At 67.1% G+C, this 15,321-nt stretch carries 16 protein-coding genes; 3 read left to right on the top strand and 13 right to left on the bottom strand.

Annotated elements, in window-relative coordinates; translation table 11 throughout:
- Positions 1–90: 90 nt before the first annotated feature.
- From HPY83_00695 to HPY83_00655, 9 genes are all read right to left on the bottom strand, one after another.
- The gene (locus HPY83_00695) at positions 91–879 is read right to left on the bottom strand and encodes a nucleotidyltransferase family protein (protein ID NPV06463.1); all 789 of its coding nucleotides are present in this window, start codon (positions 877–879) and stop codon (positions 91–93) included.
- Entirely contained in the window at positions 876–1,811 is a 936-nt protein-coding gene (locus HPY83_00690; GenBank protein NPV06462.1) for a hypothetical protein, read from the bottom strand. The genes HPY83_00695 and HPY83_00690 overlap by 4 nt, the downstream gene beginning before the upstream one ends.
- A 1-nt stretch (position 1,812) precedes the next feature.
- On the bottom strand, positions 1,813–2,751 hold the full coding sequence (locus HPY83_00685) for a class I SAM-dependent methyltransferase (GenBank protein NPV06461.1): 939 nt from the start codon (positions 2,749–2,751) through the stop codon (positions 1,813–1,815).
- The gene (locus HPY83_00680) at positions 2,744–3,607 is read right to left on the bottom strand and encodes a glycosyltransferase family 2 protein (protein NPV06460.1); all 864 of its coding nucleotides are present in this window, start codon (positions 3,605–3,607) and stop codon (positions 2,744–2,746) included. The genes HPY83_00685 and HPY83_00680 overlap by 8 nt, the downstream gene beginning before the upstream one ends.
- Before the next feature lie 6 nt (positions 3,608–3,613).
- Positions 3,614–4,819, bottom strand: coding sequence for a glycosyltransferase family 4 protein (locus HPY83_00675; GenBank protein NPV06459.1), 1,206 nt, complete (start codon positions 4,817–4,819; stop codon positions 3,614–3,616).
- On the bottom strand, positions 4,782–5,936 hold the full coding sequence (locus HPY83_00670) for a glycosyltransferase (protein NPV06458.1): 1,155 nt from the start codon (positions 5,934–5,936) through the stop codon (positions 4,782–4,784). Before HPY83_00670 ends, HPY83_00675 begins: the two co-directional genes overlap by 38 nt.
- The gene (locus HPY83_00665) at positions 5,933–6,829 is read right to left on the bottom strand and encodes a glycosyltransferase family 2 protein (protein NPV06457.1); all 897 of its coding nucleotides are present in this window, start codon (positions 6,827–6,829) and stop codon (positions 5,933–5,935) included. The genes HPY83_00670 and HPY83_00665 overlap by 4 nt, the downstream gene beginning before the upstream one ends.
- A gap of 18 nt (positions 6,830–6,847) precedes the next feature.
- Positions 6,848–8,500: a hypothetical protein gene (locus tag HPY83_00660; protein ID NPV06456.1), complete on the bottom strand. Its 1,653-nt coding sequence runs from the start codon at positions 8,498–8,500 to the stop codon at positions 6,848–6,850.
- Positions 8,501–8,756: 256 nt separating this feature from the next.
- Positions 8,757–8,981 (bottom strand): hypothetical protein, encoded by a 225-nt coding sequence (locus HPY83_00655; protein NPV06455.1) that lies wholly within the window; start codon positions 8,979–8,981, stop codon positions 8,757–8,759.
- Positions 8,982–9,205: 224 nt separating this feature from the next.
- On the opposite strand from HPY83_00655, the gene mobB reads away from it, so the two are divergent.
- Positions 9,206–9,718 carry a molybdopterin-guanine dinucleotide biosynthesis protein B gene (gene mobB / locus HPY83_00650; GenBank protein ID NPV06454.1) on the top strand — a complete coding sequence of 171 codons (513 nt, stop codon included), beginning with the start codon at positions 9,206–9,208 and terminating at the stop codon, positions 9,716–9,718.
- On the opposite strand, the gene HPY83_00645 is transcribed toward mobB, so the two are convergent.
- Together HPY83_00645 and mtnP are read right to left on the bottom strand one after the other, a co-directional pair.
- Positions 9,696–11,087: an FtsW/RodA/SpoVE family cell cycle protein gene (locus HPY83_00645; protein ID NPV06453.1), complete on the bottom strand. Its 1,392-nt coding sequence runs from the start codon at positions 11,085–11,087 to the stop codon at positions 9,696–9,698. The genes mobB and HPY83_00645 overlap by 23 nt on opposite strands.
- Entirely contained in the window at positions 11,071–11,937 is an 867-nt protein-coding gene (gene mtnP, locus HPY83_00640) for an S-methyl-5'-thioadenosine phosphorylase (protein ID NPV06452.1), read from the bottom strand. Before mtnP ends, HPY83_00645 begins: the two co-directional genes overlap by 17 nt.
- 454 nt (positions 11,938–12,391) lie before the next feature.
- Here mtnP and HPY83_00635 point away from each other — a divergent pair, with 454 nt between their 5' ends.
- Together HPY83_00635 and hpt are read left to right on the top strand one after the other, a co-directional pair.
- A complete protein-coding gene (locus HPY83_00635; GenBank protein ID NPV06451.1) occupies positions 12,392–12,760 on the top strand; it encodes a hypothetical protein in 369 nt (122 codons plus the stop codon).
- A gap of 24 nt (positions 12,761–12,784) precedes the next feature.
- A complete protein-coding gene (hpt, locus tag HPY83_00630; GenBank protein NPV06450.1) occupies positions 12,785–13,324 on the top strand; it encodes a hypoxanthine phosphoribosyltransferase in 540 nt (179 codons plus the stop codon).
- Positions 13,325–13,422: 98 nt separating this feature from the next.
- On the opposite strand, the gene amrA is transcribed toward hpt, so the two are convergent.
- Positions 13,423–13,941, bottom strand: coding sequence for an AmmeMemoRadiSam system protein A (gene amrA / locus HPY83_00625; protein NPV06449.1), 519 nt, complete (start codon positions 13,939–13,941; stop codon positions 13,423–13,425).
- Between the two features lie 15 nt (positions 13,942–13,956).
- Positions 13,957–15,309 carry a GTPase gene (locus HPY83_00620; GenBank protein NPV06448.1) on the bottom strand — a complete coding sequence of 451 codons (1,353 nt, stop codon included), beginning with the start codon at positions 15,307–15,309 and terminating at the stop codon, positions 13,957–13,959.
- Positions 15,310–15,321 lie beyond the last annotated feature (12 nt).

Genomic DNA, 15,321 nt, shown 5'->3' with positions numbered 1-15,321 from the left:
CACGATGGCCTCGTCTTGTGGGGTCACTGTATCCGGCCCTGCGAGACGCAGCAATACCACTTTGGTGGTACTGCTAGCGTATCGGAAGGGTTAGCTGCTTTCGTCTGGGTGACGGCAGAACCGCATGGCCGCGGCCATCAGGTCGTCGGGGGAGCCGACGTCGAGGTATGACCCCTCGGTGAAGGGATGGCAGGTGACGGTGAGGCCTGATTGAGCGGCTGAGGTGAAAGCATCGCCCAGAAGAAGCTCGCCCTGATTCTGGGCGCGTGCCCGATCGCAGAACTCGCCCAGGAAGGAGGTGAAGGCAGAACCCCAGCAGGCGATCCCCCACATGTACTGCAGGCTACTGGCGCGGGGTTTGTCCACGCATCGCACCAGACGCTGTCGCGCGTCCAGCTCCACCATGCCGAACCGCCAGGGCTCCGAGGTGGCGAACAGCCCCAAGGTGAGGTCGGCACGACGCTCCCGGTGATGGCGGAGGAGAAGGGCGAAGCAGTCGGGAGGCTCGATGATGGTGTCAGGCATGCCAAACAGGACGGTAGCATCGCCCAGCCAGGGGCGGGCCAGGTCCAGGGCGGCGGGCATGCCAGTGGGGTGCTCCTGCACCAAATAGGCCATGCTCACGCCGTGAGCGCTTCCGTCGCCGTAGAAGCGCAGTATGTCTGCCTTGCTCGAGTTCACGATCATGAATATGCGGCTGGCACCGCCGCGCACTAAGGCTTCCACCAGGTACTCGCTCACCGCCTTGGGGGACAGCTTGCGGATGCCGTTGACGTCCCGCCAGCGGAAACCGATGGGGAATAGCTCCTTGCTGGAGGGTAGGGGCGCCACCCGAGTGCCGGCCCCCGCTGCCGGGATAAGCCCCACCAGATCGCTCACGTCTCCCCCCTCTGCCTCAGGAGTAGTTGGCACGCAGCGGCGGTGGCCAGGCCGCACAGCCAGGTACCCAGGATGAGCACTAGCCGCGCAGCCACGGACAGCAGCCCCGCCGTGACCATGCCGGCCGTGGATGACAGGGCCCCGGCCAGGGCGAACTCCCGGAGGAAGCCCAGGCCGCCCAGTGCCACCGAGCCCAATATGCCGGCGACGGAGGCGGCCACCCAGGTACCATACAGCAGCGGACGCGCCGGAAGCGATGCCCCGATGGCCGTGCCCAGGCACTCCAGGTAGAGTCCCCCGACCAGCCAGACTGCCACGTAGGTGACGGTCATTGCCAGAATGGTGCCGGAGGGCAGGCGGGCAAGTGCGGCTACCCGCTCGGCCAGTGTCCCCCGCCCTAGGCGACGCACGACGCTGGCTCCCACACGCGAGAGACCACGGCGGGCCGGAGGCAATATGGGTGCTGCTACTAGGACGGCACCCGGGAGGAGCCCCCAGGGCCAGACCAGCAGGGCCAGGGCTAGGCCCGCGCCGGTGCATAGCTGAATCGCTAGCTCGACCCCCACGGCCAGCGCGGCGCCCGAAGCCGCGCCGTCCGGGCGGTAGAGGAGCAGCCGGCTGGCGGTGGACCAGTAGAAGGCACCGGGCAGATTACGCGTCAAGGCGGACACGCTGAACCGCAGCACGTCACGGAGCCAGCCGCCGTCGCCCACCAGGTCACGGGTGAGGAGGTGCCAAACGCCGGCTTGAGCCCAGTGGTTGAGGGCGACGAGGGCCAGAGCAGCGGCCAGTCGGTTCCACCGGAGGTCTGGCCTGGCGGAGACCAGAGTCCGTGCGTCCGCGCTAGTAGCGGCGGCGGCGAAGGCCAGGGAGGCCAAGGCCAACAGGCCGACGGCCAGGGGCAACAGCCATCGGCGGCGAGCAGCGAGCACCTCAACCCTCGCGCACGGCCAGCGTGGTCAGGCTCGACACCAGCCGCAACCGGCCCAAGACCCAGAAGAAGGGTGCTTCGGCCAGGCGCAGCGGGAGGGAGAAGATGGCTATCTCCATCCACCCCGGGGCTCGTCGGCTCCGGAGCCAGAAGCGCAGGCTGGTATTGAAGGCGAAGAAGGCGCCGGCGGGGGCCGTCACCTGCACCACGCGGAAGCCTCGGGACCTGAGTAGGTCGGCAAGGGCATCCTGGCGGAAGACGTTGAGGTGGCGGGGCAGTTCGTATCCTACCCAGTAGGGCCCAAAGAGCCGGGCATCCAGGCTGCCCCGATTCGGAGTTGAGAGCGCCAGGAGCCCCCCAGGACGGAGCACGCGATAGGCCTCTGCCACAGCCCACCCTGGGTCGTACAGGTGCTCCAGTACCTCCCAGAGCGTGACCACGTCGGCCGACTCGTCCGGCAGGGACGCCTCTTCCCAGCGGGCCCGGACGACCTCGGCCCCCGCCCGGGCGCAGGCCGACGCGGCCTCTGCGTTCGGCTCGACGGCGATAGCCCGCCACTGAGGCCGGGCGGCCACCTCGGCCACGAACCCGCCCGCGCCGCTACCCACGTCCACCAAGACCCCTCCGGGGATGTGACGCTCGATGAGGCGCAGGCGCTTGCGGTGGCCGTATCCCCTGTCGGCCCGCGCCAGCCGGTTACGCGTCTGCGGGGCCTGGTGCTGGTCATAGTCACCCTGGTAGAAACGAGACATCACCTCGGGCAGGGGGCGGGGGTTGAGGTAGTGATGACCACAGCGGGCGCACCGGCAAACAGTGAAAGTGCCTTGGTGGGCGAGGTTGAGGTCGGTGCGACGCACAACCACCCGGCCCTCGGGCTCCCCGCAGAGGGGACAGGTAGTGGTCTCGAAGCCTTCCGGCAGCTCTACGCCCGAGTCAGTCATGGCCGCGCCACGATTCTAGCACGCCCTCCAGGTAGGGACGCACCCGGCCGCAGTTGCCCTTGGCCGTCTCCCGCAGGGCGAACCAGGCCGTCATCAGGGCCAAGTTGGTGAGAGTACTGTGCTTGCGGTAGAAGCGCACCGAGCTTCGCCCCATGGTCCGCCACCAGCGGGCAGGGCGGGCGTCCTTCTGGGTGCTCACGGACACCTTGTGGTAGACGAGCGCATCGGGAGCAAACCCGATCGCGAGCCCGACCTGCCGCAGGCGAGCGGAGAAGTCCCAGTCGTCGTAGTAGAAGAAGTAGCCCTCATCGAAGAGGCCCACCTGGCGCAGGGCTTCCAGGCTCACGAAAAGGGTACAGGACGGAGCGTAGTCCAGGGCGAAGGGCTGGGAGTACTCCGGGCCGTCAGGCCGATCCAGGCCGATCATCTTGACGCCGGGAGGGAAGCGGCGCCAGCGCCCCCCGGCGCACCAGAGCCGGGAGTGGTCAGCGTAGTGAAGGATCTTGGGCATGAGCATGGCCGGCCGAGGCGGTTCTCCCGCCCGACGTTCCAGCGCCCCCAGCGCTCCCCGGTCGAAGGTCACGTCGTTGTTGGTGATGAGCACGTGGGTGGCCCCTGGCGGCACCCCGGCGCGCACCCCGTAGTTGTATCCCCCGGCCACGCCGAGGTTCTCCCCGCTTGACAGCACACGTACCGATGGGAACCGGGCGCGGACGGCCTCAGGAGTGCCGTCGGTGGAGCCGTTGTCGGCTACCACCACCCACTCGGGTGCTGGCCGCAGGGCCAGGAGGGAGTCCAGGCACTCCAGGGTGTCGTCCACGTGGTTCCAGGCCAGAACCAGGGCGCAGGTCTTCATAGGGGGCTAACCCAGCTCGTACAGATGGACGAAGCGGTGCACCAGTCGGTCCCAGTAGTAGCTCTCAGCGGCGGCCAGAGCGGCCCGGGAGCGCTCCTGCCTGTCGGCTGGGTCGTCCAGGGCAGCCACTATGCCCTCGGCCAGGGCCTGAGCGTCGCCGGGAGGCACGAAGTAACCCGCTGCTCCCTCGCCCAGGGTGGCGATCCGGTCGCCCACGTCGCTGGTCAGAGTGGGAGTGCCGACCGCCATGGCCTCGACTAGTTTCAGGGGTGCCCGAGCCCGGTGTGCCGGATCGTCGCGGGCCGGGTCCACCGACAGGTCGGCGGTCTGCAGCCAGGCCAGGGCCTCCTCGGGTCCCACCGCACCTACGAACAGGGCCCTCTTGCCGATGCCCAGTTGCTGGGCCCGCTCCCGCAGTGCAGGAGCATCTTCGCCCCCGCCCACGAGCACCAGCCGGAGCTGGGGACGTCGCTGGGCGGCCAGGGCAAAGCTGTCCAGCAGCAGGTCCACGGCGTGATTGGCGAGGCTGAGGCTGCCAACGTACACGACTAGAGGGCCGTCCTGCAAGCCGTGCCGACGGCGCAGCTCGGCGCCCAGGCCAGACGGCAAGGACTGCACCCTCCGGCGGTCCACTCCATTGGGTACCAGCACCACGCGCGCTTCGGGCACGCCTAGAGAGCGGACCCGGGCGGCACTGACGCTCGTATTGACGCTAACGGCCCGAGCCCGGCGGACCAGCCCGTCCTCCACCCGGGCCACCAGTGAGCGCTGCCAGCCTCGCTGGAAGTTGTTGGAGCCGGCTTCGTGGTCGTCGCAGTCCACGTAGACGCGCCCATTCCGCCACCACCCCGGCCGGGCCAGCGTAGCCAGGCCGTTGATGGGCTGGGCCTTAGCGATGTGGAGGGCGTCGGCTTCCACATCTCTCAGGGCGACGGCCATGGCGAGGGCGGCTCGGCCGGCGACCCAGGGCAGCATCCAGGCGGGGAAGTAGGTCTTGGTTCCCGCCCGCTTGCGCACGTGCATCTGAGCCACGTAGAGGACGTGGACCCCGTCGCGCGAGAAACGCCGCTGGTGGCAGGCGGCCAGGTCGGGATGAAGGCAGACCAACGTCACCCGGTGGCCGAGCCGTGCCAGCTCACGGGCCAGGGGCCAGTAGCGACCCCGACCCGACGGGTCATCGAGGCTCTGTGGGATGGCGAAGATCAGACGCATTCCCGGCCACACTTTCCAGCAGTTCCACCAGGCCCCGCCAACTGAAGCGCTCCTTTCGCTCGCTCACCCCTCGTTCCAGCGTTGGGCCCAGGCCCAGGTTGTAGAAGCGTCGCAAGGCGCAGGCGAGGTCGTCCGGGTCGCCGGGGCGAACCAGTAGACCGTTTACGCCATCTTCCACCACGTCGGGCAGCCCGCCTATGGCCGTGGTGATCACCGGCTTGCCGGCCCCGAAGGCCAGCTGCGCCACAGCGCTCTGCGTGGCCGAGAGGTAGGGCAGGACGACCGCATCGCAGGCGGAGAGGTAGGGGGCCAACTCCTCATTGGGCACGTATCCCGAGCGCCAGGTTACGCAACCAGCGATGCCGAGCTCACGGGCCAAGGCCCGGTACTCCTCGAGCGGCTCCCAAAACTCGCCCGCCACCAGCAGGCGAACGTCCCGTTGGGGGAAGGCTCGCGCCAGGGCGGCGAGTAGTATCCGCAGGCCCTTGTACGGGCGAACCAGCCCCAGGAAGAGGAGCACTCGCCCCTCGCTGATGCCGAGGAAGGCTCTGGCCTCGTCCTGAGGGGGCAGTTCTGAGAGCAGGGCGGAGTAGGTGGGGATGGGGTGCACCTCGACGGGTGGACGTAGGCCGAGGGCGCCCGCTTTCTCCCGCTCCTCTTGGGAGTGGACCACGAGCGCGGAGGCGGCACTCAGAGCCCACCGCACGGCGGCGCGGTCCCAAGCTCGTGGCTCGTGGGGCATCACGTTGTGGCACACGAAGACGGTGCGCGTTCGGCCGCGCGAGAGGAGCCGCGCCAGCGAGCCCAGTGAAGGAGCCCAGAAGGGCACCCACCATTGGGCCACCACCAGGTCAGGGCGGAACTGCTGTACTTCGCGGGCTACCGTTCGCCAGGTCCAGGGCAGCAGGGGGTCCAGGGAGAACCGGGCGGGCACGGCCAGGGGATGGGCACTGGGGTCGCGGTCGGTGTGGCCCGGGTAGAGCCAGCGTGGGTACTGGCGACGAAAGGAGAACACCCGCACCTCGTGGCGCTCGGCCAGGGCCGAGGCCAGGAGGGCGGTGTAGTGGGCAATGCCTCCGCGGTAGGGGTGCACGGGCCCTACCAGAGCGAATCTCACCGCGTCTTTCTCACGATCAGGTCCGCCAGAAGCCCGAGGGCACCGATCTGGATGGCGGTCAGGAAGATCATCAGGGTGATGGCGGGGACGTAGAAGCTGCGGTAGACGATGAAGTCGCGCAGCAGCTTGACCACAGCGATCACGAACAGCACCAGCGTGGCAGGCAGGAAGATGCGCAGGGGGTTGAAGTACATGACGCTGCGCACCACCAGCGAGATGTAGTTGTAGGTGTCACGGATGGGGTGGAAGGAGGAGCGGCCCTTCCGCGGGAAGTAGTCTATGGGCATGAAGGCCACGCTCATGCCGTTGCTCAGAGCGGCGATGGTGATGGTGCTCACCCACGAGTGAGTGTTGGGCAGTATGTTGCGGAACTCCTGCCAGACTTCTTTGCGGAAGGCACGCATGCCCGAGTTGAGGTCGGGGATGTCGGTCTGAGTCAGATAGCAGGCCAACTTGCGGATGAACCACTTGGCCGAGCTGCGCAGGAGACGAACGGTGCCGGCCTCTCGACGGCGGGCACCGATCACCATATCGTGGTTGCCCTCGATGAGCGTGGCGAACATCTGGGGAAAGTCGCGCACGGGGTAGGTGCCGTCTCCGTCGGTCATGCCCACGACTTCACCCCGAGCTGCTTGAGTGCCCGTGTTACGGGCGGCGCCAGTGCCCCGGTTCTGAGGGTGCTGCAGTAGCCGCACCCAGGGCCGCTCCCGGACCACCTCGGCGGTCCGGTCGCGGCTGCCATCGTCCACCACGATAACCTCGTAGGAGTAGGGGCTGGCGTCCATAGCCTCCCGGATGGAATCCAGGTCGGCGCCGATGGCCGCCTCCTCGTTGTACGCAGGAATGACTATGCTAACCTGAACGGAGTCACCGATCGCCTCTGGCTCCTGCACTGGCCCCCTCCTGCACGGTCACGGGGCACAGTCTAACGCAAACACCAGGGCGCCGCCATCCCGGTGTAGGAGGTGGAAGCGGGGGTGGTTCAAAAGCCTGTCGGCGGGGATGGGGCCACCCACAGAGCCTACGAACACGTGAGTGATACCGGCGTCGCAGAAGGCCTGACGCGCTTCGTCGGAGGTGGGATCCTCGGCGCTCAGGCGCGACAGAAGCTGAACCTGAGTCACGTAGCCAGGGGAGACCACCTCGGTGCCGTAGTTGATGACGGGAACAGACGCTGCCCGGCCGGTCGCCAGGGGTAGCCACCAGCCCGCGTCCGATCCCACCACCACGCCCCCCTCGCCGGAGGCAGAGAAGGAGTTCACCAGGAACCGGGCCTGTTGGGGCGTGTGGGCTCGAACCCAGTCGAAGGCGCGCACATCCTCCTCTCGGACGAGGACGTAGGTGTTGTCCACCAGATCGCCATGGGAAGCGAACCCGGCCGCCAGGCCCAGCAGGAGCACGGCCCCCAGCAGGAGGCGCTCGCTGCCAGGCGACCGGGCCCGGCGCAGGAGTCCTTCCAAGGCCATGCCCACGCCAAGCGACAGGGGCAGGTAGAGGGCCATAAAGACCGAGATGAAGGTGATCAGACTGAGGCTACGCAGACCGGTGCGGTAACCGTTAGCTGCCGCCGTGAGTGCCAGTAGCCACACGGCCAGGGCCAAGACCTGACGGCGCCACCGCCTCAACCCCAGCCCGACGCCTATGGCTGCCAGCGCCAACACCCAGGGGGAAACGTAGTCCCAGAGCCGGGGCACGCCGAAGTAGGCGCCCACGAACCCCTCGGCGTAGCTTACTGGAGCCAGAGTGGCGACCCGGCGCTGCACGGAGAGGACATGCCGGACCCAGGGAGCGCTCAGTGCCACCCCCACTGCGGCCGCGCTTGCAGGCAGCACCAGGTGCCTCCAGCGACGGCCATCTCCGGGTAGCGCGATCGCGGCCAGCCCGCAGAAGAGGCCTAGGGCGAAGATGAGGACCCGGTAGTGGACGAACACCAGGCCGGCTACCGACAGGGCCAGTAGGGCGGCCGCGCGCACCCGGGCGGGACGGCGTTCGACGGTAGCCAGACCCAGATAGGCCAGCAGCGGCAGCAGGACCTGCCCTCCCAGCTGGGGGTCGCGGCTCCAGTTGAGATAGTACTGGGGCATCAGGGTCAGCATCCCGGACGCCAGGGCAGCGCCCAGCCCCACGCGCCGGTCGCGGAAGAGGGCCAGTGCCAGCAAATACAGGCTCAGCGGAGTCACGGCATTGAGGAACCGCTCGGTCCAGAAGACGGCCCACCAGGGCTCTACCGGGGTGAGCCAGGCCACGGCCGCCGCCCAGGAGTGGAACCCGAAGTGATAGGAGAAAGTGGCGCTGGTGGGGATGAAGGGCTCCCAGTTGGGCGGGATGCCGCCGCGCACCAGGATGAGGGCGGTAGCGGCGGTGTGGTTGACTGCGTCGCCCCAGAGGGGCCAGGTTGCCTCCCGTGCCTGCCACCAGCGCAGGACCAAAGTGGCCAGCAAGATGATCAGCAGAGCCAGGCTGTCAACGCCTAGGTCGAGGTTGACCACGTAAGCAGAGGAACCGACGCTTGGCGCAGTCCGGCGAATGAGCAGGAGCAGCATGGCGAGCCCGGTCACGGTCACGTAGGCGGCTACTGCCGTGCCCGTCAGGCGCAGGCTGAGCGCGGAGGAGAGAGCGATGAGGACGGGCCAGGCGGCTAGACCGAGAAGGGTGCGGACGGCCGCGCGGGTCCAGGCGTCCTCATGCCAGAGGGGCGGGTAGAGACTGCCCAGGAGGTAACCGGCCGGGTACGAGAGAAGAGTCAGGGCCAGGAGCGACTGGAGCGCGATCAGGCGGCCACCTCCGGTAGTCCCTCCGCGCGATCAGGCCGGCGGGTCGTCAGTCCCCGGGTTTTCCCTGCCTCTCGAGCAATCCGTAGAGCAGGATCCCCGCCAGGATGGCCGTACCGGCGACCAGGCCCGTGCCTATCACCGCGTAGGCCAGCAGCCGGGGTACGGGCCCTACGGCGTAGCGCCAGGCCAGCAGGCCGCAAGCGCTGAGCAGAAAGAGCAGGCCTAGGCCCATGGCCGCCATGCTGGCCTGAAGCAGACGTTGGCGGTGCATAGCCTGCGCCGACCTCCTCAAGGCTGCGCGGCCAGCCCGCTTTCACGGGTCGCCGGCACCAGGTAACATCTTCGGCCTTGCCGCGGAGTGGAGCCAAACTTATCACTCAGGCGAGTCCAAGGTCAAGACGTTGCCGCAGGGAGCCGCCTCCGCCATAATCGCGGCGGGACGGTTCATCGGGCGTTCCGGGCCCGGTGCCAGTTGGCCACAAGGGCAGGTAGGCAATGACCCACAGAGAGGTACCACCCATCCTGGTGGTGGCGGGCTACTCCGACAGCGGCAAGACCACGCTCATAGAGCGGCTGGTACCCGAGTTGCGGCGTCGCGGCCTTCGCGTAGGGGTGGTGAAGCACCTGGGCAGCCACTTCGACCTCGATTCGCCCGGTAAGGATACCCATCGCTTCTGGGAGTCGGGGGCCGACTCGGTGGGGGTGTTGGCGCCGGATCGAACGCTGGTGATGTGGCGGGATGCCAACGCGGACCTCAAGGCCCTGGCCAGCCTGATGCCCGTGGACCTGGTGTTAGCCGAAGGCTTCAAGTCGGGCTCCGGTCCCCGAATCCTGGTGACCGGGGGGAGGGCCGATGCCGGCGCGCAATGGGGGCGGGGGCGAGAGGTGATCGCCGCGGTAGGTGGGGCGGAGGCGGAGGGGCCGTGGCCAGCGCACTCCCCTGACGACATAGCGGGAGTAGCGGATCGGGTAGAGGCGTGGCTGCTCAGCCTTCGAGACGCGCGATGATGGCCGTGCCGGCCAGGTGCCACGCAGACAGCCACAGGACCAGAATGCCGAGAGCCATCCCCAGAGCCAGATGAACCAGGTCGTGGCTCCGCCGCCGGGACGTGGGCACGCCCTGCTGGTGGCGACCGTTCCGGCTGCCTACCATGCCCAGCGCCAGGTACGACATGAGGAGAGAGGAGCCGCCGTAGCTGACGAGGGGGAGAGTGACGCCCGTGAGGGGTAGCAGGCCGCTGGTGCCGCCCGTGATGAGGACCGCCTGACCGATCAGGAGGGAAGCGACGCCCGTGGCCAGGAGGGCTTCCAGATGGGTGCGCGCCTGGAGATACGTCTGCCGGATCTGAGCCAGTAGCACCCCGTACAGACCCAGAGTCAGCAGAGTGCCCGCCAGCCCCAGACGTTCCCCTATGGGGGCGATGATGCTATCGGTGTGGGCGGCGGGGACGTGCACCGTGTCTGGCGCCAGCAACCCGCGGCCGAGCGCTCCTCCGGCTGCCAGCGCTCGCAGGCTCTGCACCACGTGGTAGGAGGCGCCGGTGGGGTCGCTCCAGGGGTCGAGCCAAGTGATGAACCGCAGGCGGACATAGGGCAGCAGAAGGTAAGCCACGCTTCCGGCCGCGGCGAGAGCGACGATGCCCAGAACCAGCCCCTTCCAGCGGCCAGTGGCGGCGAAGATCATGAGTGCGCCCACGCCGGCGACCACGAACGCGGCCCCAAGGTCGCCCTGAGCCGCCAGCACCGCCAGGCTGACGCCGATGGCCGGCAGAACCCAGGACCGACGACTGCCGGAGCTTGGTCTTGCTAGCGTCAAGGCCAGGAGGAGGGTGAGAGAGAGCTTGAGCAGCTCCGAGGGCTCGAAGTAGAAGGGCCCGACGGCCAACCACTGCTTGTGAGGACCACCCGACGGGTTGACGCCGACGACGAAGGTGAGCAGCACCAGTGCCAGTGCCAGCGAGAACAGCGGCACGCTCAGGCGGTCGAGCCGGTCTTCGTCGCCGGCGCACAGAGCTACCCCGGAGTAGGCGCCTAGAGAGAGCAAGGACCAGAAGCACTGGAGGTAGGCGAAGGCGGGGGCCTCCACGGCCAGCACGAAGAGCCCGATCAGGTTGAGGGCCAGGGCGGTGGGGAGGAGGAGGAAGCGCGTAGCCGGCGCCGCCCGGATGAAGACGACGCCGATCGTGGTGGCAGCCAGCGGTACCATCAGCATCAGCAGGGCCAGGCCCGAAGAGATGGCAGCTTCCTGGGCCAAATACGTGGTGATGGCCACAGCTGCCAGGGTCTCCAAGCCAAGGGCGACGACTAGCAAGGATCGAAGTCGTTCGCCCGACCAGGCGTGCAGCACGGCGATGGGCTTGCTACTGGTGTTGGCCAAGGATGAGCGACAACCTCTCCTGGGTCTCCGGTGGCACCAGATCGAGATCGGTCATGATAGCGTTCTTGAGGGCATCGCGGCACGTACTCTCGCACTCGAGAGGAAACCGATCAGCCAGGAGGCGGATGGCCTGGCGGGCGATGCCGATATTGGCCTGCAGGTTGGCCACAATGGCCTCCACCGTCACCGGCTCTTCCGTCTCGTGCCAGACGTCATAGTCGGTCACGTGGGCCATGCAGGCGTAGCAGAGTCCCGCCTCGCGGGCTAGTTGGGCTTCGGGGGAGGCGGTCATGCCGATTATGTCCGCGCCCCAGGAGCGGAACGCGTGCGATTCGGCCTTGGTGCTGAAGCGCGGGCCCTCGATGGTGATGAAGGTTGCCCCTTCATGGACGGTGGCGCCGCGCACTTGCCGAATGACCTCAGCCAGTACTCGGCTCAAGTGCGGGCAGAAAGGATCGGCGAAACCTATGTGGGCGACGATGCCGTGGCTGAAGAAGGTGTTGGGCTGGCGCAGTCGGGTGAAGTCTATCAGCTGATGGGGGACGACGACGTCTCTTGGCCGAAGCTCTTCCCGAAGGCTCCCGCAGGCGCTGACCGATACCACGTGAGTGACTCCAAGCGACTTGAGGGCCCAGATGTTGGCGCGGGAGTTTAGCTCGGTGGGGCTGATGCGGTGCCCACGCCCATGACGAGGGAGGAAGGCCACGGATGCCGGGCCTAGCCGGCCGAGGATGATGGTATCCGAGGGCGGGCCGAAGGGTGTATCCACTGAGACTTCGGTCACGGAGCCCAGTCCCTCGATGTCGTAAAGGCCACTTCCACCGATGATCCCCAGTTCCGCGTCGGGCATTGATCTCTCCTGCCTGGCTGCCACGGCAGAACCGGCCCAGCCGGCGCTGATGGGCCGCACCCCATGGCCGGGTGACCGGTCGCCGCGATAAGAAGGCCGCCGGCCGGTTGCGGCGGATCGCGCAATCGTGCGGCGGCCACGCTCAAGCTGCGATTGTAGGCAACCGAAGCGGGATGGTCAAGCGGGAGTCGGGCGCGCCGTCCCCCGCCAGTGCCTACCGCGCCTCGGGCGCGGATACCTCAAGAGGAGACTGGAACCTGCGAGGATGCTGGCGCCTTGCCCTTCTAGCCGGCCGAAGAGCCGGTGAGCAGAGCACCTGCGTCCGACTGCCGGCTGAACACACTCCTCCCGCCGATCCTGAGCTCTTACATCCTGAGGCCTCAACCATGCCTGGCGTCGCTCCGAGCCATGGGGTAAGATAACTAGAGTACCCACAAGGAGGATGGACCTACCCGTGAGTCAGGCGAGCCAGCGCCCGGCCGGCGTGAGCACTCCGCGCCTGGTGAACCAGAGCGAGGAGGAGTTCGCCCGATTACTGGACTATTACCAGATCGAGTGGCAGTACGAACCGCGCTCGTTCCCGTTGAGGTGGGACGCGGAGGGCCAGGTGGTGGAGGCCTTCACCCCTGACTTCTACCTACCTCAGGAGGATCTCTACATCGAGCTGACTACCATGCGGCAGAGCCTGGTGAACCGCAAGAACCGCAAGCTCCGCCGTCTCCGGGAGCTCTACCCCGAGATCAACATCAAGCTCCTGTACCGGGGCGACTATCAGGCACTGCTAGCCAAGTACGGCATCGCTGAAGAGACGGAAGAGGTGTAGCCGCACCCTCAGGTGAAGCCCTTCATGCTTGACGAGGCCATTTCCGAGGTCGTCCTTTCCCAGGAGCAGATAGCGCACCGGGTGCGGGAGTTGGGCGAAGAGATTGCCGCAGACTATGCTGATTTGGAGCCCGTACTGGTAGGCATCCTGAAAGGGATGTTCATCTTCATGGCTGACCTGGTGCGCGCCATCCCGATCTCCCTGGTGGTGGACTTCATGGCCATCTCGAGGTATGGCCCCACTGCAAAGACGAAAGGTGTGGTTCGCATCGTCAAGGACCTGGACGTCAGCATCACCGGGCGGCATGTCCTCTTCGTCGAGGACATCATAGATACAGGCATGACCCTGAACTACATCCTGAAGACGCTGTCGGCGCGGCGTCCGGCAAGCCTGAAGGTGTGTGCGCTGGTGGACGTACCGCGTCGCCGCATCATTGACCTTCCCATTGCTTACCGGGGCTTCACCATCGAAGATGGGTTCCTGGTCGGGTACGGCCTAGATTACCGCGAGCGGTATCGCAATCTGCCGTATATGGCTATGCTGGGCCAGGGGCGGCGGCCATGAGAGTGACACGTGATGCGTGGATACGTAATAAGCGGCGACCGACGGACGGCTGAGGCTACACCTCCTGCGGCCATCAGCTATCACTCTTCACGCATCATCTAGTGGTGGCGGTTCACGGTGAACCGCCAGACGATGATGTCCTCGTGGGGGGCTATGCCCGCCTTGCGCATGGCGATGCTCAGTTGCTGCTCTGAAGTCTCTACCCCCTCCAGGTCGGGGAGCAGTAGGCCGCGCCGCCATCCGGATTGGACGATGACTCCGTACCGCTTGGGGTCTAGATCCTCCAGGGAGTAGACTCTCTCTGGCGGTGAGAGCACGTCCACCGAGATGACCAGGTCGTCCAGCTCCTCCGGGCAGACGGGGGGGAAGCGAGGGTCGCGCGTGGCGGCACTGACGGCGTTCTGGATGATCTCGCAGGCCAGGTTGGGGGTGGTGGGCTCGAACGTGCCTATGCAACCTCGCAGGCTTCCGTCGCGACGGTGAATGGACACGAAAGCCCCGGCGCGTCCCTGCAACTGGGGCGGGATCTCCGCGGGGGGCTCGATCAACTCGCCCCGTTCCACGTAAGCGCGAATGGCTTGTTCTGCCAGCTTGACCGGCGCGCTGGTTCCGGTCATGCGAACCTCACGTCCTCACTCCAGTGCCGGGTCTCTCTCGCGGCGGCGCCGTATGCGCGCCAGCGGGGCTAGCACCTCGGCCAGCGTAGGCTGACCGATCTCCTGCAGCTCGTAGCGGACCCGTTCGATAGGACGGCTGACCTGCAGCACCCGGCTCAGGTCTATGGGGGTGGCGGCGATGATGAGATCGGCCGGCGTGCGCTCGATGGTTTCCTGCAACTCGTGCATCTGCCGGGGGCCGTAGCCCATGGCCGGGAGCGTGGGGCCAAGGTTGGGGTAAGCGCGGAAGGTGTCGGCGATAGAGCCTACCGCGTAGGGGCGGGGATCCACCAGTTCCGCGGCGCCGAATCGCCGCGCTGCCACCACCCCGGCGCCGAAGGCCATGCCCCCGTGGGTGACGGTCGGTCCGTCCTCCACCACCAAGACCTTCTTGCCCCGTATCATAGCGGGGTTGTCCACGGCGATGGGAGAGGCAGCCTCGATGATCTGCGCAGTGGGGTTGATGGAAGCGACGTTGTCGCGTACGGCATCAATGTCGGCGCGGGAGGCGCTATCGACTTTGTTGATGACCACGCAGTCCGCCATGCGCACGTTGGCCTCACCCGGGTGGAAGCGAAGCTCGTGGCCCGGCCGGAGAGGATCCACCACTACGATGTGCAGGTCGGGACGGTAGAAAGGCAGATCGTTGTTGCCACCGTCCCACACGATGATGTCGGAATCCGCTTCGGCCTGTTCCAGTATGGCGGCGTAGTCTATGCCGGCATAGACGGTGTGGCCTCGCTCTATGTGGGGCTCATACTCCTCGCGCTCCTCGATGGTACACGCGTGCCGGTCCAGGTCATCCAGGTTGGCGAACCGCTGGACGCGCTGACGGGTCAGGTCTCCGTAGGGCATAGGGTGGCGGACCACCGCTATCCGTCGTCCCCAGGCGGCCAGGATGTCACATACGCGTCTGGTGGTCTGGCTCTTGCCCGAGCCCGTTCGGGCGGCGCAGACCGACACGACCGGGCGAGAGGATCTGAGCGCGGTGGAGTCCATCCCCATGAGGCGGAAGTCAATCCCGACGGCCAGGCACCGGCTGGCCAGGTGCATCACCTCTTCGTGAGAGACGTCGCTGTAGGCGAAGACTGCCTCCTGAGCCCCGAGCTCACGGATCAGGGCCTCCAGTTCGGACTCGGGATGGATGGGGATGCCTTCGGGGTAGAGGGGCCCGGCCAGATCCGGTGGCAGGAGGCGACCGCTGATGTTGGGTATCTGGGTGGCGGTAAAGGCAACCACTCTGACGCTGGGGTCATCGCGGAAGGCGACGTTGAAGTTGTGGAAATCGCGGCCGGCGGCGCCAAGGATGATCACCTTCTTCTCGGGCATGTGGCGGTCTCC

The organism is Anaerolineae bacterium (assembly GCA_013178015.1).
Classification (GTDB): Bacteria; Chloroflexota; Anaerolineae; order DRVO01; family DRVO01; genus Ch71.
Note: the sequence above shows the minus strand (reverse complement) of the source record. Positions and strands in the feature narration are given on the sequence as shown.